Source organism: Flavobacterium oreochromis (genome assembly GCF_019565455.1).
In the GTDB taxonomy this organism is placed as follows: Bacteria; Bacteroidota; Bacteroidia; order Flavobacteriales; family Flavobacteriaceae; genus Flavobacterium; species Flavobacterium oreochromis.
Window position 1 is genome coordinate 2,825,511 of record NZ_CP067377.1, and the last position, 18,272, is coordinate 2,843,782.

Sequence of the window (18,272 nt, forward strand, 5' to 3'; positions counted from 1 at the left end):
ATAAAAGCAAATAATTTTTAGGTAGGCTTTATTTTCTTTGACAAGTTTAGCTAAACAACTACTTTCTGCTGTTATAATTGCTTTAAGAGTATCCAGTTAACTAGAAAGATTGATCTCAAAAAACTATCTTGATGAGTATATTTCTAACTGTTTTTAATCATTATTATCGTTATATTTGGAAAAAACAATACAAAATGCGAAGTACGCCTTTTTAAATTGTTTCAATAATAACAATAAATACGATTAAGATAGGTTCGCCTATTTATGAGTTGTAACGCAATTGGGACAAAAATATCTGATAAACTATCGAAAAAGGATTGATTTTAAATAAGGAGAATGATAATGATTATTCGCCAAGCTTTTGCAAAAGAGTTTTGCCGAAAATTTATTTTCAAACCGAAATCGCTAAAAAAATCTTGACCAAAGTTAGTAGAAAAAAATGACAATGTCAAATTTTCAGCCTAACTTTCTTAAAATCAGTTGAATTTCGATGCTATTTGCAACCAACATCGTAAAGCCTCAGTTTTACAAAATAGGTTGCAAATGTTTATCTAGCTATTGTTATTCCCAACTGGAACTGTTATCTTTGAGAAGCATAACAGCGTACAAATCAGGCTTTGAAAAACGCTTCCTTCGGTCGCGCTTCGCAAAGCCTCGTCCGTTAGCCGTCATTTCCAAAAAAATCATAGTGAAAACAGAAAATACTAAAATTGCAAAAATATTTGCCGATTGTGCACAGCAAGCGAAAGATAAAACAAATATCTGTATGTTTCCTGGATGCACTAAAAAGTCTATAAATTCTCACATCATGCAAAAAAATGGAATATTATCTTCAATTGCTGAAGACAACCATTTGTGGGAACTAAAAATAGATAATTTTAAGCAAGAGTATATTGGATTCAAAAAAGATGGAATTAATAAAATATACACTTTTTTGGGGTTTTGTAATGAACATGACGCTTCAGTATTTAAAAAAATAGAAACCGAAGGAAAGATAAATTCTGATGATTATACTTCATGCTTATTATTCGCACTAAGAACATTACACAATGAAATTTGGCTCAAACAAGTTGTAATAAAACTTCATGAATGCGTTTTGAAAAATGAAGAAATTTCAATGAATAAAGAATTACTAAAAGTAACAATTGAGCAAAATAAACTTGGAATTTTAGACATGGAATTTTATAAAGATTCTATGTGGTCAGATTTAAAAAATCAAACTGAATCTTTTGTCTTTCAACATCGCCAATTTGAATTACAAGAAATATGTCTTAATGCTTTAATAAATTATGAAACACCTGAAGAAGTATACAGATATAAAGCCGAACATGGAAAAGACATGGATAGATTAACTGGAATCTTTATTTCATTTTTTCCTTATTTAGGAAATTCAATACTACTGATGGGTTATCACAAAGATGATGCTATTTTGGCTAAACCATATGTCAATTCATACTTCATGGAAAATGAAAAGAGAACATTTAGAAGATTATCAAATATGTTTGCTTTTTATGTAGAAACTTGGGTTTGCTCAACTAAGTTTTATAAAGAAAAAATAGAAGGTTTAGATAGTGAATTTCATAAATCAATGATTTTTGCAACTGAGAAAGGTTATGGTAGAAAAATATTTGATATTAATATGTTTGAGAAAGATTTTAAAAAGAAATTTAAAGATTTTATAAAAAGAAACGTCGGCTAACAGCTAAGGTTTCGTTGCGTGCGAAGCACGAACAATGAATTGTAATCACTGAACACCAAAACAAAATAGAAACTTAGTGAAGTAAACCATTGTTGAACGGAACCGATTGCATTCCATCCACTCACTATGGGAATTTCGAACTAAAAGTTTAATGATATACAAGAGGCACTCTGTGCCTCTTTTTTGAAGTCTGTATTTCGGAGTTTTTTATTGTTTCCCTTTGATACTGGGTATCAATACTTGTCTTCTAAACTGGATAAATGTAACTGATTACGCGAGATTCCTTGGATGTGTTGCCTATTTATAAATACGAAAACTCGATTTTTTAATAAACTATTTTGGCTATATTTGACAGAGTTTGTGAAGTTTTTTCACAGACTGACGTTAGCGGTAAGTTTGCCAAAAAAACCTAATGACGAAATTTATGTTGAATGAAGAATTAAAAGATCAAATTTTACAAACAAAATTAGTTTATCTTAACGGTTATCTTGCTTCTCTTGCTGCAATCAATTGTTTTTCAGTAATTGGAATGAAGTATAAAATGTATTCTTTTAATTTTTCTGCTGGGAATATTGAAAAGTCAATACAAAATAATTCTTACGAACTGTTTGGAGTTTATCCGAATGATTGGACAATTGAAGTCTTCAAAATTGAAAACTGGAAAGAAAAACTAAAAATAGAGCTATACAAACCTTTTATTGAAATTCAATCAGATTCAAATTCTGAAGAAATCCAAGCAATTAAAGATTTAAAAAGCAGAATAAAATATTCAATTAATGAATTTATACATTTATTCGAAAATGAATTTATCAATAAATCAGTAAATGTATATGAGACAAGAATTACTAAAGGTGCTTTTTATAGAATAATGGGAATTGATTTAGTTTTTGAAATTGAAGAAACTAAAATTATTTTTTTACAAATAATGGGGGTTGATTAAAAACCTACCGCTAACAGCTAAGGTTTCGTTGCGTGCGGAGCACGAACAATGAATTGTAATCACTGAACACCAAAACAAAATAGAAACTTAGTGAAGTAAACCTCTGTTGAACGGAACCGATTGCATTCCATTCACTCACTATGGGAATTTCGAACTAAAAGTTTAATGATATACAAGAGGCACTCTGTGCCTCTTTTTTTGAAGTCTGTATTTCGGAGTTTTTTATTGTTTCCCTTTGATACTGGGTATCAATACTTGTCTTCTAAGCTGGACAAATGTAACTGATTACGCAAGATTCCTTGGATGTGTTGCCTATTTTAAAATACGAAAACTCGATTTTTTTAACAAACTATTTTGGCTATATTTGACAGGGTTTGTGAAGTTTTTTCACAGACTGACGTTAGCAGCAAGCATAGAAGACATCCATAATAGAACACGACAATGAACAAAATAATTTCCAAAATAAAGAATGACGTGCAAGACAGAAATTCTGTTGCTTGGAAAAAGCTATGTGACTATGTTGACAAGGTGGCAGCAGAAAACCGAGAAGAATTTTCACCTGTAGAAGAACTTGGACTAGAGTTGTTTGCTCAAATACATACATTACCTGAGACAATCTCAAAACTGACGAAGGTTAAAAAAGTTTGGCTTTATGGTAGTAAACTGAAACGTATTCCACCAGAAATTGGACAAATGGAAGCTCTTGAATATTTTGATCCTTACACTTCATACGACTTACATTGGTTTCCCTATGAAATTATAGAGTGTAAAAATCTAAAAGACAGCAGAGTAAGCACAAGAGCCTTGTATGGAAATTGGAAAAACAGAATGGGCTTTCCTCGTTTAACTCATAATCCAGTACGGTATTCAGGCGACACCGTAAATTGTAGCATTTGTGGTAAGACTATGACTTACGAGCAAACAAATCAACTTTGGATTTCTTTAAATGTAGGCACAGACGTTTTACCTCTTTTGACAAATCTCTGTTCACAGGAATGTGAAAGCAAATTGCCAACACCACCAAAAGACTATGTTCAATTTGCACATAAAGGTGGGGCAGACTTAGATCAACCACTTTACGAAGACGAACGATTTGAATTAGAAATTAAAAGTTATAACGCCAGTCAAAGTGAAACAACAATAGTTACCACACAAACAGACAACAACGACACACCATTGGATAAACCAACTAAAAGGAAAGAATTTCCATTGCTGAAACTAATTAGAAAAATATGGGAACGATAGAAATGCCAGCTACTAACAGCTAAGGTTTCGTTGCGTGCGAAGCACGAACAATGAATTGTAATCACTGAACACCAAAACAAAATAGAAACTCAGTGAAGTAAACCTCTGTAGAACGGAACCGATTACGCTATATTCACTTACTATGGGAATTCTATGGTGCTTATTTACTTCGTCAGTTCGCTCCTTCGAGTTCGGGTGAGGCTCACCACTCACTTTGAGTTGTTTTTCAAGGAGTTCATATCTGATTTTGTTTTGTTGTAAACGTGCTATTTTTTGTTGAATATTGTTGATTTTAACTACATTCTCTTTTTCATCATTTTTTTCTAATTCATCCAAATATTCTTGGGTTTTGGTGTCGATATAAGCCAAGTGTTTATCGATTTTCTTTTGATTAAAATTCGATTTTTTGCCATTGTGTGCTCTAGATTTAGTCCCATCAATAGCAATGGTTTCACCAGTAATTAAATCTACATCTTTTAAAAAAGAAAGAAATAGTTTAAAGAGTTTCTTGAGTACTTTAGGATTTTCTTTTCTGAAATCAGAAATGCTGTGATAGTTAGGACGAATATCAGCTAAAAGCCACTGCATTTCGATATTGCGAATGCATTCTTTTTCTAGTTTTTTTGAGCTACGTATACCGTTTAAATAACCATATAAATAGATTTTAAGAAACACTTCGGTCTTAAAACTCGGATGCCCTTCGGTTTTTAAAATAACGGGTGTAAATCCAATTTTTTCAAGGTCTATTAATTCAACAAAAGCATCTATAAAACGAACTGGATTATCGGGTGTTATTTTATCTTCTAAGCTGGACAAATGTAACTGATTACGCAAGATTCCTTGGATGTGTTGCCTATTTAAAAATACGAAAACTCGATTTTTTTAACAAACTATTTTGGCTATATTTGACAGGGTTTGTGAAGTTTTTTCACAGACTGCCGTTATGCACAATGCTACGAGCGACTGTACAACCTCAATTTACGAACAAAACCGCCCTGTCTTACCAAAAAAATAGTAATTTTGAAGCAAATTATAGATATAGTAAATTATGAAAATGCAAAAACCAGGATTATTTGGAGTAATACATTCAAACAGAGATTTTACCCAAGCAGATACTTGGGGTAAGAACCAGTTTAATTCTTCATTTCCTGCGGGTTTGACAAATTTTCTTGCTTCAAAAAGGTTAGAAAATGTTTATATCTGTCTTGACAAAGACCTCAAAGTAAATCATCAAAAAATATCGGCTGAAGAGCTTTATGGTATTGAACAAAATTCAGATGATTTATTTTTTTTCTTTTGAAAGTCCATTTACACCATATCAACAATTAGTTATAGGTTCATTACCAAGAGTTGACTTAGTTACTCAACTAAGAAGCAACGGACAATGCTTGAAACCAATTGAAGTAAAGCTAACAGCTTTGCCTGACAATTCAACTTGTAATTTAAGTGAAGAATACTATGGTTGTGAAATTGTAATACGACCAGATACTATCGTGTATTTGGCTTGTAGTATTGCTGTAAACTTCAAAGACAAACAAAAGGAATTGTCTCAACTTATCGGTAATAAATTTGATAGTATTTCGGATTGGACAGACGGTTCAGTTGTTTGGACACATATAACAGAAATGATTACTACCATTGACAAAATCATTCTCTCGGTTTTAGACAAACAAGAGCCAATTTTATTACAACCAATTTGGAAAACAAACGGAAAATCACCCAAATTAACTGATAATTGTTTAGATGTGTTTGTATGGAGTAATTTTGCATTTACTCAACTTTTCGTTGATGTAGCAAGAGGTGAACTTTCTGTAAACAATAAAATTACCCGACAAATAAGAACCATTATTTGGTTGTTCAAAATGCTTTATGATTTTTCCAAAAAGGTCAAATCAATCATCACAAAATTATTGACGAACTTTCGTATAATACTAAAAACGATAAAGCATTTGCTGTAAGCGGACGTGTAACACACCGATATATGACTTGTGCAGAATTAACGAAACCGAGAATTGAGAAAAAGGACATTCGAAAAATTATTCTTGGTGGCGGACAAAATCTACTTAGCCCTGAAAGACGGTTTGACGCAATTATTTTTAACTCACCTGAATTATTCGCATAATGGAAATAGTAGATTTATTTTCGGGTTGTGGTGGTTTATCACTTGGTTTTCAAAACGCAGGATTTGAAATACTAGCTGCTTTTGACAAATGGGAGCCTGCCGTAAAAGTATATAAAGATAATTTCGACCATCCTATTTATGATACAGATTTAGGAAGTGAGGAAGGTCTTGAATTTGTAAAAAGTTTGAAACCTCAAATGATAATTGGTGGTCCACCTTGTCAAGATTTTTCAAGTGCAGGTAAAAGAGATGAAACATTAGGAAGAGCAGATTTAACTATATCATTCGCAAACATTGTTTCCGAAACAAATCCAGAATGGTTTGTAATGGAAAATGTAGAAAGAATTACAAAAAGTGGTATTTTAAAAGAAGCATTAAAAATTTTCAAGAAAGCAGGTTACGGAATTTCTTATCAAGTTTTGGATGCCAGTTTTTGTGGTGTTCCTCAATCAAGAAAGCGTTTCTTTTTGGTTGGACACAAACATTCTCAAGACAATTTTTTAAATCCATATTTTACAAAAAAACAATCTGCAAAACCAACAACCCTATTCGATTATTTTGGTAAATCATTGGGTATTGAATATTATTATAGACACCCAAGAAGTTATGCAAGACGTGGTATTTTTAGTATCTACGAACCAAGTCCGACTATCCGTGGCGTAAACCGACCTATTCCTAAAGGTTACACAAAACACGAAGGAGACCCAGTTGAAATTACAGAAGATTTAAGACCATTGACAACAAAAGAAAGAAGCCTTATTCAGACTTTTCCCGAAAGCTTTGTTTTCAATGGTACAAAGACAAACCTTGAGCAAATTATAGGGAATGCTGTTCCTGTAAAACTTAGCGAATTTGTTGCAAACTGTATTACTGAATACATCAACGATAAAAAACAAAATAGACAAATTTCAATGGGACAATTGGAATTTTTATACGAAAACGAATACAGCACTGTGCATAACCGCGGTTTGGCAATATAGCGGGTTTTGGGCTTAATTTAAAGTTTTTGCTTATCTTTTTAGTTTAGTAATAAACCGGAAGTTAAGGTATTTTTAACCGCTACATCGCCAAGTCGCCAACCGTTAGCTGTAATGTTAAAAAACGCAATTAATATGGAAATTATTAAATCAAAGACATTTAAAATTATTGTCAGCGTATTAGGATTAATAATTTCGTACAAATTGACTGAAATTTATTTAGTTCATAACTTCAATTATTTTGGAGAATCTTACCGAAAAGGTCTCGGTCATATATTAACCGAAAACTTTGCGAAAGGTTCTTTTTTATTTTTACTAGAGAATTACTAACTTCTTTATTTTTCTCTTCAGTTATTTATTTTTTGATTCAAAATAATATAAGAACTATATTTAAAAAATTTATTGTGCCAATTTGGGTTTTAATATTGTTAGCTGTTACAATATTTGTCGGAATAAAAAATTATGACATATATATATGGAATTATGACAGAAAAGATAGAATTATTGAAATTTCTCTAACTTGGTATACAAGAGCTTTAGGTTTTTTAATTAGCTATCTAATAATAACTAAGTATATGTTATCCGAAAAAGAAAAACATTACCGTTAACAGCTAAGGTTTCGTTGGGCTCGAAGAGCCAATAATGAATTGTAATCACTGAACACCAAAACAAAATAGAAACTCAGTGAAGTAAACCATTGTTGAACAGAACCGATTGCATTCCATCTACTCACTATGGGAATTTCGAACTAAAAAATTAATGATATACAAGAGTTTGTCCTAAAAGTCCGCAATCTTGTCATTTGACTTCGTCCAGTCGCTTTGCTCTACTCGATCAAAGAGAGCCCCGAGAGTTCCGCTCGAACAGGCCAAATCACATAATACTGATTATGAAACTCCTCCTTCCGTTGGAGAGACAAACTGTGTGTTGATTTTTTACTTTTAGGACAGCCTCTATTTGGAGTATCTACAAAGTTGTGTGGATTTTTTTTAAAATATTTTTTCCACACAACTTTGTGTAGTTTTTTTTGTGAAAAAAATTTCCACACAAAAAAATTCAGTAAGCATACAAAAACATTGCCCCATCAATAGACTGAACCCAAATTAGACAATAGACTTTGCAATGCAGAACAAAAGAGGAATATGAACCGCAATTTTTCCCGTAGTTCTAGTTTTACTCCATTGAAGACAAAAAATGGAGTGTTTTTTTTTCGATTCAAAGCCCTTTTAACAATAATAAATTCCCAACACTTATATGCGAGGTTTAACGTTTTGAATTAATTTTATTAAACCTCCAAACAAAGCCATTAACCAATCTTGGTTTTAATACAAAATATTGTATTTTTAAGTTGCTGTAAAATAAAACAATGCGTTGTGTTATAATAAACACTGTTTTTAAATAAAAAAACAAGAACTAAACAAGCTAACTAACTATGGAAAATTACAACAGTGATTATGGAAGGCTCAACCACCCAGATGACCTAGCCAAATACGCTAAATTACGCACCTTTAAAGACTACCTAACAGACAAATCTGATTTTTTAGTGTACTGCACCCTAAGTATAGAAGGCAAAGACTTTTTAGAAAAATCCCATTTTAACCTAGCATTCCATCAAAAGACTAACGACCACGACAGCTTTACCCTAGATACCCGTGCTGATTCTCTAGACAACGAAGAGGCGTACATCATGGAAAATTCTAAAAGCTATCTAGGCAAAACCCTACAGATCCACCTACACCGATTTGGGGAAATAAAACAAACCTTTACAGGAATTATAACCCACCTAAACCTCTTAAAAAAAGACGGTTACGGCAGACTCTACATAACAGGACACGCCCCAACGATCATGCTAGAACAAGGCCTTGAATCCCAAAGCTTTGAAAACAAAACCCTAGGAGAAATAGCCCAACAAATAGCAACAGATTACCCCAAGACACTCAACCTCATTACCCAAAATAACAACACCCAACACGTGTTGCCCTACACCGTACAATACAATCAAACAGATTACCAATTTTTAAAACAACTGGCCATACGCTATGGCGAATACCTCTATTACAACGGACAAAGCCTAGTATTAGGCAACAAAGTAGGCCCTAAAATCATCCAACTAGAAGAAGGCGCAGACCTAGTACACGCATCCTTTGAAATATCTGTAAAACCCCAGCAATTTACCTACACCTCCTACGATGTAGAATCAGGCAGCACCCTACAAAGAGATAGCGCCTCAGCTCAATTACAAAACAAATTCAACCCCTACCAAGTAACCGCAATAAACGCCTCAAAAGACGTATTCCATAAAAAACCCAATAAACACTATAACTCAACGGGTATTAATAATAAAACAGACAGAGAACTACAAGAGGCCGTACGAAAACAAAAAGAACACAGAGAAAACCTGATGATCGTAAAAGGCAAAAGCAAAGATCCCGAACTTAAACAAGGCGATCTAACCAAGCTGATTGACATTAACGACAGACCCATGGAAACCTACCGCATCATAGAAATCAATCATTTTCATAACGGAAAGGATTATTACAACGAATTTGTAGGAATCCCTGATATGTGGACCCCACCTTATTTTGACGACAACATCCATCCTAACTGCGAAGAACAAACCGCACGCGTAGTAGATAACAACGACCCTATGGGAATGGGTAGAGTACGCGTACAATTTCCTTGGCAAGAAAAAAAGAATCAAAAACCCCGTGGATTCGTTTGATACAACCCCACTCAGGAGCTGGCAAAGGCTTTCATTTCATCCCTGAAATAGGCGAAGAAGTCCTTGTAGGATTTGAAAACGGCAATGCCGAAAAACCGTTTGTATTAGGGACTCATTACAACGGAAGCGAAACCAGCGGGTACCATACCCCAGGAAATGATCTAAAAGTCATTCATACCCGATCTGGCACAAAAATAATCCTAAACGATGCCCAAGGTTCCGTTTTTATAGAAGACCCAAGCGGCAATACCTGGACAATGGACGGGCAAGGGAATATCAATGTAAATGCGCCTAAAAATATAACCTTTACAGCGGGAGAAAACATTACGATGACCGCAGGTATGAATATAAATCAAGGTGCGGGAGCCAGTATAACAGAAACAGCTGGGGTAGATCATGCTATTAGTGCAGGGGCAATGATGACGCAATTTGCAGCTGGTGATTTTAGTCTTTTAGCAAAAAATATTAAAAAAATTGCTCAAGAAAACATTAATTCTTCAGGTAATGCTATAACGAAACAAGCTGTAAAAGACATCACTGTTTCTAGCGAAGCTAACATTAACAAGCATGCAAAAGAAGAAGTAGCTATTAATAGTGGCGATAAAACTAAAAACCACTAATTATGGGAGACAAAGGAGGAAATTATGTCGAAATTGCAGGCGGAGCAATAAATGAAGATTGCAAAGAGGATTATACTATGTTTGCACAAAATATGAATTTTAATGCGTTGCGCTCTGCAAATTTTATAGGCAACAACAAAGGATTATCCTATTGTAAACCTAAAGACGCACCTGTGGTTGAAAAAAACAAGGTAAAGTAAAAGAAATAGAACTTGTAACTACGTTAGACCTTGGCTCCAAAAATGACAAATCTGGAGGAACGCAGCTAGGAATGATATTTGGCAAAGAATACACCTTTCAAGTAAAACAATATGAAAATGAAACCCCATTTAGCAAACAACTTACCAAGTGGCAATTACGATACCATAGTCCTAAATATTCAAAAACAAATGGATAGATGTACCCTTAAAAGTTACTGGTAATATCGTAAAAATCACAATGAATGAAGAGGATATGTGTGGCAGATTTGTCTATATACAAGCTTATATAGATGATCCAAAAAGTGAAGGAGAATTAAAAGTTTGGAAACATAATAGGTTTAGATGGTTTGATAGAATGATATTGAACAATGAGATAGCCTTAAGAAAATCGATGCCATATCTTGCAAATCAAAAAAACACTCCTCTTTGTGGTATGGCTGCAATAAACTACCTTCTCGCTAAACAAAATTTTGATCTTTATGAAAAATTTGTAAAAGAACTACACAGAACAGGATATTTTAAATTTAAAAACTATATTGTAGATGTAGAGAAAAGCAGTAAACATTTATTAGAAATGAATCCATTAGTCAATAAATTATATCCTTCCGATTATCAAGGAATAATGCCGTATTGTGATTGGATTTCATTTTCAAGTATTAGAAATCAAGAAAATGCTTTGAGAGACTATGATGGTGAAGATGATTTTGGGTTAGATGGAGCAACTCTCCCTAATGAGATAGTAAAGCTGATGAAAGGAATTTTAGGATATACAAATGTAGTTGACAATTCTAATCTTGCTTTTAACAAAGGAACTCTACCTTGGGATGGAGAAGATTGTAGCGCAAGAGAAATAGCTAAAATGGAGGAATTAAAAAATCAAGGTTATAGTGTTGTAATGTTAATAAATACGAAAATGATTAATTATGTAACTGAAAAAGTAAATGGCAAACTACAAATAAAAATGAAAAAAACAGACACCGGAAAATTAAGGAAAGAAATGGGAGTAAAATCTGGATTTTTTAGCACAATAGAACATTGGGTTGTTTTTGAAGAAATTATTGGAGGAACAATTAATGCAGACGAATTTGATTTTAAGATATTTACTTGGGGGAATTGAGAGACGTTATCATAGAGCCTGAAGTATTTAGCACAAATTATTATGGATATGTTTATGGGAAATAAAATTATTTTACTGTTGTCATACTTATTTATTTTATCAGGATGCAATAATCATACTGAAAAAATAAATTGTGAAACAAATGGCATACCAACTGGCTCGATAACATTAAAAGGATTTGAAAAATTTAAGATTGATAACATTTTTTTCAAAACATAAATGATACTACTAAATATAAATTTGATATAACTAAAATAGATTCTATTGGGGGCGACGAGATAATTATTAATGTTAACTCTGATATATATGAAGGCATTAATAATAATGATTTTAAAATTATTATTAATGACACTATAAATTTTTTGGTAACGGATATTAATATAAAACCAATTGAAAGATTTGGAAATTTTGGATCTGTAGGATATGAATGTGTATTAATTGATTATAAAGTAAATGATTCAATAATAAAAGGAAATGAAATAATTATTTACAATAATTTTTTAAAAAAAGAGCTAAAATTCATAATTAGAAATACGTTTTAAGATTTACTTCTAAGATATTTTTAACTAATTTTTACGGTTATGTCTATGGTAAATAAATTAGCAGTTGTACTTATTTTTTTTGTTTTTGGATGTCAAAAGAAAAGTGATTGTGATTCTGAAAATGTCAATGAAATTTATTTTCAAAACACAAATCATATACCTATAGATTATATTTCTTTTTCTGATCTAAATGGAGTAACTAGCGAAGTTAAATATAGCAACCCTAAACTAAAAAAAGCTGAGAAGAATATCGAAAAGTTAGAAATAAATGAAATTACATCTCAATTAGTTAAGGATGGTTTTCTAATTACTATAAATGGAAAATATAAATATCGCATTGAAGATGTGAAATATGAAGAAATATTTCTTGAAAAAGAACAATGTGGGGAACGAAATTATATGGTTGTTATCTCAAAGAATATAAATTAAATGGTGATTTAATTAATTATGGCAACATATTAATTAAATTATAAAGGTATTTCATTTATTTTTTACTACTCATTTAATTCATAGCTAATTTTTATAAAACCAATGAATTAATATAGAAAAAGAATTTTTTTAAAATTTTCATTTGGAAAAATAGAGAAATGTCATTGTAAAGCCTGAAGTATTTAGCACAAATTATTATGGATATGTTTATGAAAAATAAAATTAATTTACTATTGTCATACTTATTTATTTTATCAGGATGCAACAATCATGCTGAAAAAATAAATTGTGAAAAAAATGGGATACTAACTGGCTCGATAACATTAAAAGGATTTGAAAATTAAAGATCTATTTTGAATGCAATTTGTAAGTGCAAATTTTTATAGGTATATTAAATTTAAAAAATAGCATTATCTGCATCTTTATTTTAATTAGTTGTAAAAATTCACACAATTGTGAAAAACAAACAATTGATATCAATAATTTATTTTATTTGACAACAAGAATTTATTCACAATCCAATGAATATAAAGTTTATCTTAAAAAGATAGTAAAATCATTTTAGGCGAAGTAATTACCAGAAGGATAAATGAAGGCAGTGAAAATATAATTGTTAATTTTAAAAAAACATTTAATGTAACTAGAATTGACAGTTTATTTTTAGAAATCAACAAAAAAACTCACATCATTTCTGATATTAAATTTTTAGAAGTTGAAACAACTAATGGAAGTAGCAATCCTTGTTTATTATCTTATAAATTAGATGGTAATAAAAAAACAGGAAAAGAAATTGAACTTTAAGACTTCATAGAAGATATAATCTGGGTATTCAATTTATTTGCCAAGAAAAAACCGAATGATTATATAAAATTTGTATGTGGATTATTTAGAACAGGAATAGCAACTTTTAATAGTTATACCGCAAAACCAAGTAAAGAGATCACCGACAAGCAAATTAATACAAAAGGACATCCTTTAAACACAGGAGGTATGCCTTTGATTGATTACATTACAATGGCTGGAACTAGAAATACAGACCACCCAGATTATAAAGGAGGTAATGAAGAGTTTCAAGCTATTAATTGGCCTAATTTTATGATTTATTTAAGTGAAAATTTATTAGGTTATAAGAGTGTTTCGTCTAAAGGAATTTATAATCCTATTGCGCCTCTTATCTATACATCTTTTGATATTGAAACAAAAATTAAAGATATTAATAATCAATTCAGGGCAGGATATAAACTTATTTTAATGATTGATTCAGATTTAATTGATGATGTTTGGGACATAAAAGGAGCAGACTTGCATTGGGTTGTTCTAGAAAGTAAAATTACAGAAATACAAATGTTAAACAATAAAGGAAAAATCGAATATATGCTAGATTTTAGAGTTTATAGTTGGGGGACTAATCCATTTGATGATAATGTTAAAATTAAAGACAAGTCTGGGAACGATATATTTAACGAGGGCTATAGAAATTTAAAACGACCTATTACGAAAGAACATTTCATGAACAACTATAATGGATATATAAAACTTAAATAATATGCGTAATTTTATAAAAAATCAGGCAGTATAACACAAACTGTGTAAGTTAAAAAGTTATTCTGAAAAATTAGCTCGCTTAAAAGAGCTAAAATTTTTCGGAAATAACTTTTTAACGTTTTATATATTTACATAGTTATGATAGACAAAGAAGACTTATTAAACAACAAGGATTTTTTTAAATCCTTTAAAAATGGAGAAGATTTATCTTCCTTTTTTAAGCAAATGCATAAACGAGCAGTAGAACACATGCTCAATGCCGAACTAGATGCTCACTTAGATACCGAAAAACATCAAAAAACCTCTGACGGCAATTATCGTAATGGTCATGGAACCAAGAAGATTAAGACTTCCTTTGGAGAAGATCAAATTAAAGTCCCAAGAGATAGAGAAGGTAGTTTTGAACCTGTTTTAGTCCCTAAAAGACATAATATTATTGATGGTTTAGAGAATGTTATCATTTCATTTTATGCTAAAGGAATGAGTGTTAGTGATATTGAAGAGCAAATCAAAGAAATGTATAATTTTGACATTTCAACTTCTACCATTTCAAGAATTACTAATGCAGTAGCAAGTGAGATAGTAACCTGGCAAAACAGACCATTAGATGAAGTTTACTTAATTGTTTGGATGGATGGAATTGTTTTCAAAGTTCGTGAAAACTCAAAAGTAATCAATAAAACTATCTATTTAGCAGTAGGACTTAATCATGAAGGACGAAAAGAAGTTCTTGGTATGTGGTTAGGTAAGAATGAAAGTTCAAGCTTCTGGATGAGTGTTTTAACCGATTTAAAAGCCCGCGGAGTGGAAGATATTTTAATAACGGCTACCGATAATTTAAACGGATTTACTCAAACCATACGTTCTGTTTTTCCTGAATCACAAACACAGATTTGTGTGGTTCACCAAATAAGAAATGCTTGTAGATATGTCGTATGGAAAGATAAAAAGCAATTTACAACCGACATGAAACTAGTCTATACAGCACCAACAAAACAAGCCGCCGAGTTAGCTCTAGAAGATTTTGCTCAAAAATGGGAATCTAAATATGGATATGCTATCAAATCTTGGAGGGAAAATTGGGACGAATTAACCATCTTTTTGACTTCCCGTTAGAAATCCGCAAAATTATTTATACCACAAATTTAATTGAAAATCTTAATGGGAAAATTCGCAAGTACACCAAAAACAAAATGTCGTTTCCAACAGATGAGGCGGTAATAAAATCGGTTTACCTTGCCTTAAAAGAAGCAACTAAAAAATGGTCGATGCCAATACAAAATTGGGGTATTGTTTTAAACCAATTTAATCTTATATTTGAAAAAAGGCTCAGATTATAAAATCCAAGCCTAAACTTTTTAACTTACACACTTTGTAGGATAGTGTCAAAAATCAAAAAACAGAATTAATAATTATTTTAATTTTCCTGATTTTATTTCCTATTCAATTTTTATTTTTTTGGATGGATACGTTAATTAAATCAATTATATATGATTCTTTTACAAAAAGAACAAATGAATTCAATGATAGTTTATACCTACTAATAAACATATTGTTTTTAATATTATCGTTTTTCTCCTATCTAAAAATAAAATTAAAACTCAAGTATTTCTTTTTCATCTTATATCTTTTATTTTTATCAACTTTTTTTGCTTTTGCAATTAATTATAGTCAACCTTCTATTATTTTGGTTTTACTTTTAAATTCATTATTTACATGTTTAACGGCAATAATACTCTTACTATTTGTCAAATTTCGGAACGTTTTTGATGAAAATTGATATATACAAGCTTATATAGATGATCCAAAAAATGAAGGAGAATTAAAAGTTTGGAAACATAATAGGTTTAGATGGTTTGATAGGATGATGGTGGATGAAGAGATAGAAGATAGAACTAGTAAAGGAATGCCTTGGAAAATAAATCAAGCTGGAACTTCATTGTGTCGCAATTATCAGATGTCTTATAAACTGAGGAGAAGAAACTTTTTTATTTACTGATACTAATGGGAATTTAAAGCAATCAACAAAATTGGGTTATGGTACCTTTTGGTCTTCTAATAATATGCATGATGCCATTCCTTTTCCTGAAACCAATCTGAATTAGTAAAAGAAAAACTCCCTTTGATCAGATTTTGTTTCGGATAAAGATTACAACAAAACCATACAAAATTATAAATAGGTTCCTAGTTAATTTAAAATAGAATCCCATTTTTTATCATTTATTTGTAGTTTATCAAGAAGGTAATACTAATAATTTATCATGATCATTTTATATTCAATATTTTATCATAAATTTCCCAAAAAAAGTTTTTACAGAATATGAAAGTAATATATACATTGCTATTGATTATAATCTTTGATTATTCATTTGGACAAACTATACAAGATTGTTCAATTTGCTCAAATAAAATAATTAAAAATGATCAGATAGAAGAACTTAGTATTGATGAAATCAGACTTTTAATAAATGAAATCTTTGCTAGAAATGGTTATCAATTTGAAAATGATAGATTTCAAAATTTCTTTGAAAATAAATCTTGGTATAAATCAAAAAGCGATAATAAAAACATATCGTTTACTGAAGTAGAAAAGAAAAATATTAAATTTTTCAAAGACAAAATAAAAGAGCTACAAGCGGATCGACAAGAATTAGTAAATCAACTTAAAATTTTTAAAGCCCAAATTTTAAATAACAAGAAAGAAGAACTCAAAACAGAATTTAATTTTTATTATGAAAATTTAGAGGGAAATGATGAAGAACCTAAAAGATTAAAAGAAGTTTTAAATAAAATAAATTTTGATGATATAAATTATTACAGAAATAATGGATTAAATAGTGTAATGACGGATAATGGCTTTGTTAAAATTATTTATGAACTTTTTATAGAAAACAAAGAAATTAACTTGTATTATAATTACATGAGTCATTCAAAAATTATTAAAGATTTTGATGAATTTACTGATTATCATTCAGAAGGAGAGTACATGTATAATTGGAAATTTGAATTTAAGAATAATAAACTTAAATTTATAAGGCTATTAATGGCAGGATAATTCAAGTTGTAAAAAATAAGAAATCAAATAATTATGGCAAGAATATATTATTATCAAGAAAAACTCAGTGGTAATGCTTTTAAAAATAATATAATTAATTCTGAATTATTTGATTATATTTTTGAAAATACGAGCTATTCGAATTTTGAAATACTACCTACTTCAAAAAAATCATTTTTTAGATTTTTAAAATCAACTAAAGAGATTTTTAAAATGATACAAATTTCTCGTGATGGCATAGATTATAAAGCAAATGAAGGTAATTTTTATTTGCCAAAAGCAATTATTTTTTGTGATAAGAATGATTATAATTTTCCTTCTGAATTTTATTTTATTGCAAAAATAGGAGACAAAATAGAAATTCGTAAATGTAAGGGAGGAAAAGAGGTAAAATGGTTTCAAATTCCTGATTTACATGGTGAAGTAACAGAAAAAAAAATCATTTTAAAATTAGAAAATAGTCTTTTAGAACTAAAAAAATCATTGAAACAACATATAATAAACAATTTAATATAGACAATAAGGAAAAAAAAGAAATAGTACAGCGGAAAATAGAAGAGGAACAGCCTTTATTAGATCAAAATCAAAAAAAAGCGTATAAAAATTTGATAGAGTTATGTGCTCCCTTAAATCCTAAAAAGGAACAAATTATTCTTTTTATAGAGCAACTTAAAAAGTATGATCAGAATAAATCGTATTATGCAACACTTAATTGTTTATTGAATTTTTTAGATCAAAATCAAATTTCTTTTATTTTAAGATTAGATTGGAAAGCGGCAATTGAAGATTTAAAATGGGTTCTGGAATTATCTTTAAAACAAAATTTTAATTTAGTAATAGAATTACCTGATGAAAAAAGTTATGAAGAAAACGTTTCAGTATCTTTTCATCATGTTTTTCAAGATTTTGAAAAAGCATTAATAAAAAAAGGATTACAAATAGGATTTATTAATACAGAGTCAGATGAATACGTTTTTATTATACATAAAATTTTAGATAAAAAGAAATAAAAAAAGTAATAAATTTAATGGGTTATGAATATCAAGAAAGCCAAGAATA

16 protein-coding genes and 2 pseudogenes are annotated in these 18,272 nt (G+C 30.3%); 17 read left to right on the forward strand and 1 reads right to left on the reverse strand.

Annotated elements, in window-relative coordinates; translation table 11 throughout:
- Positions 1–688 precede the first annotated feature (688 nt).
- The 3 genes from JJC03_RS13515 (at position 689) to JJC03_RS13525 (ending at position 3,884) form a co-directional block, all read left to right on the forward strand.
- On the forward strand, positions 689–1,699 hold the full coding sequence (locus tag JJC03_RS13515; RefSeq protein WP_235873476.1) for a hypothetical protein: 1,011 nt from the start codon (positions 689–691) through the stop codon (positions 1,697–1,699).
- Between the two features lie 412 nt (positions 1,700–2,111).
- Positions 2,112–2,639 (forward strand): hypothetical protein, encoded by a 528-nt coding sequence (locus tag JJC03_RS13520; RefSeq protein ID WP_235873477.1) that lies wholly within the window; start codon positions 2,112–2,114, stop codon positions 2,637–2,639.
- 441 nt (positions 2,640–3,080) lie between these two features.
- A complete protein-coding gene (locus tag JJC03_RS13525) occupies positions 3,081–3,884 on the forward strand; it encodes a leucine-rich repeat domain-containing protein (RefSeq protein WP_174647551.1) in 804 nt (267 codons plus the stop codon).
- A 12-nt stretch (positions 3,885–3,896) separates the two neighbouring features.
- On the opposite strand, the gene JJC03_RS13530 is transcribed toward JJC03_RS13525, so the two are convergent.
- Positions 3,897–4,718, reverse strand: coding sequence for a transposase (locus JJC03_RS13530; protein ID WP_258931907.1), 822 nt, complete (start codon positions 4,716–4,718; stop codon positions 3,897–3,899).
- A 214-nt stretch (positions 4,719–4,932) separates the two neighbouring features.
- Here JJC03_RS13530 and JJC03_RS18120 point away from each other — a divergent pair, with 214 nt between their 5' ends.
- From JJC03_RS18120 to JJC03_RS18140, 14 genes and pseudogenes are all read left to right on the forward strand, one after another.
- Entirely contained in the window at positions 4,933–5,184 is a 252-nt protein-coding gene (locus JJC03_RS18120; protein ID WP_258931908.1) for a HindVP family restriction endonuclease, read from the forward strand.
- A pseudogene (locus tag JJC03_RS13535) lies at positions 5,162–6,006 on the forward strand (HindVP family restriction endonuclease). Before JJC03_RS18120 ends, JJC03_RS13535 begins: the two are co-directional and overlap by 23 nt.
- Entirely contained in the window at positions 6,006–6,986 is a 981-nt protein-coding gene (locus tag JJC03_RS13540) for a DNA cytosine methyltransferase (RefSeq protein WP_088400665.1), read from the forward strand. The pseudogene JJC03_RS13535 and the gene JJC03_RS13540 overlap by 1 nt, the downstream one beginning before the upstream one ends.
- A 1,429-nt stretch (positions 6,987–8,415) precedes the next feature.
- Complete coding sequence (locus tag JJC03_RS13545; protein ID WP_258931909.1) at positions 8,416–9,705, forward strand: contractile injection system protein, VgrG/Pvc8 family; 1,290 nt, start codon at positions 8,416–8,418, stop codon at positions 9,703–9,705.
- Entirely contained in the window at positions 9,702–10,325 is a 624-nt protein-coding gene (locus tag JJC03_RS18125; protein WP_258931910.1) for a phage baseplate assembly protein V, read from the forward strand. Before JJC03_RS13545 ends, JJC03_RS18125 begins: the two co-directional genes overlap by 4 nt.
- A 2-nt stretch (positions 10,326–10,327) precedes the next feature.
- Positions 10,328–10,525, forward strand: coding sequence for a hypothetical protein (locus JJC03_RS13550; RefSeq protein WP_235873478.1), 198 nt, complete (start codon positions 10,328–10,330; stop codon positions 10,523–10,525).
- A gap of 71 nt (positions 10,526–10,596) precedes the next feature.
- Positions 10,597–10,722, forward strand: coding sequence for a hypothetical protein (locus tag JJC03_RS18130; protein WP_258931911.1), 126 nt, complete (start codon positions 10,597–10,599; stop codon positions 10,720–10,722).
- Positions 10,723–10,763: 41 nt separating this feature from the next.
- Positions 10,764–11,642, forward strand: coding sequence for a hypothetical protein (locus JJC03_RS13555; RefSeq protein ID WP_235873479.1), 879 nt, complete (start codon positions 10,764–10,766; stop codon positions 11,640–11,642).
- A gap of 587 nt (positions 11,643–12,229) precedes the next feature.
- Entirely contained in the window at positions 12,230–12,613 is a 384-nt protein-coding gene (locus JJC03_RS13560; RefSeq protein ID WP_235873480.1) for a hypothetical protein, read from the forward strand.
- A gap of 990 nt (positions 12,614–13,603) precedes the next feature.
- Positions 13,604–14,158 (forward strand): hypothetical protein, encoded by a 555-nt coding sequence (locus tag JJC03_RS13565; protein ID WP_235873481.1) that lies wholly within the window; start codon positions 13,604–13,606, stop codon positions 14,156–14,158.
- 138 nt (positions 14,159–14,296) lie between these two features.
- A pseudogene (locus JJC03_RS13570) lies at positions 14,297–15,498 on the forward strand (IS256 family transposase).
- A gap of 980 nt (positions 15,499–16,478) precedes the next feature.
- On the forward strand, positions 16,479–17,213 hold the full coding sequence (locus JJC03_RS13575; RefSeq protein ID WP_235873482.1) for a YARHG domain-containing protein: 735 nt from the start codon (positions 16,479–16,481) through the stop codon (positions 17,211–17,213).
- A 33-nt stretch (positions 17,214–17,246) separates the two neighbouring features.
- Positions 17,247–17,729, forward strand: a complete 483-nt coding sequence (locus JJC03_RS18135) for a hypothetical protein (protein WP_258931913.1) — start codon at positions 17,247–17,249, stop codon at positions 17,727–17,729.
- An 89-nt stretch (positions 17,730–17,818) separates the two neighbouring features.
- Complete coding sequence (locus JJC03_RS18140) at positions 17,819–18,223, forward strand: DUF6630 family protein (protein ID WP_258931914.1); 405 nt, start codon at positions 17,819–17,821, stop codon at positions 18,221–18,223.
- Positions 18,224–18,272 lie beyond the last annotated feature (49 nt).

Excerpts from the sequence above, each read along its gene's own strand:
- JJC03_RS13520 (WP_235873477.1), top strand. The coding sequence starts at position 2,112 with ATGACGAAATTTATGTTGAATGAAGAATTAAAAGATCAAATTTTACAA.
- JJC03_RS13525 (WP_174647551.1), top strand. The coding sequence starts at position 3,081 with ATGAACAAAATAATTTCCAAAATAAAGAATGACGTGCAAGACAGAAAT.
- JJC03_RS18120 (WP_258931908.1), top strand. The coding sequence starts at position 4,933 with ATGAAAATGCAAAAACCAGGATTATTTGGAGTAATACATTCAAACAGA.
- JJC03_RS13540 (WP_088400665.1), top strand. The coding sequence starts at position 6,006 with ATGGAAATAGTAGATTTATTTTCGGGTTGTGGTGGTTTATCACTTGGT.
- JJC03_RS13545 (WP_258931909.1), top strand. The coding sequence starts at position 8,416 with ATGGAAAATTACAACAGTGATTATGGAAGGCTCAACCACCCAGATGAC.
- JJC03_RS13550 (WP_235873478.1), top strand. The coding sequence starts at position 10,328 with ATGGGAGACAAAGGAGGAAATTATGTCGAAATTGCAGGCGGAGCAATA.
- JJC03_RS18130 (WP_258931911.1), top strand. The coding sequence starts at position 10,597 with ATGATATTTGGCAAAGAATACACCTTTCAAGTAAAACAATATGAAAAT.
- JJC03_RS13555 (WP_235873479.1), top strand. The coding sequence starts at position 10,764 with ATGAATGAAGAGGATATGTGTGGCAGATTTGTCTATATACAAGCTTAT.
- JJC03_RS13560 (WP_235873480.1), top strand. The coding sequence starts at position 12,230 with ATGGTAAATAAATTAGCAGTTGTACTTATTTTTTTTGTTTTTGGATGT.
- JJC03_RS13565 (WP_235873481.1), top strand. The coding sequence starts at position 13,604 with ATGCCTTTGATTGATTACATTACAATGGCTGGAACTAGAAATACAGAC.
- JJC03_RS13575 (WP_235873482.1), top strand. The coding sequence starts at position 16,479 with ATGAAAGTAATATATACATTGCTATTGATTATAATCTTTGATTATTCA.
- JJC03_RS18135 (WP_258931913.1), top strand. The coding sequence starts at position 17,247 with ATGGCAAGAATATATTATTATCAAGAAAAACTCAGTGGTAATGCTTTT.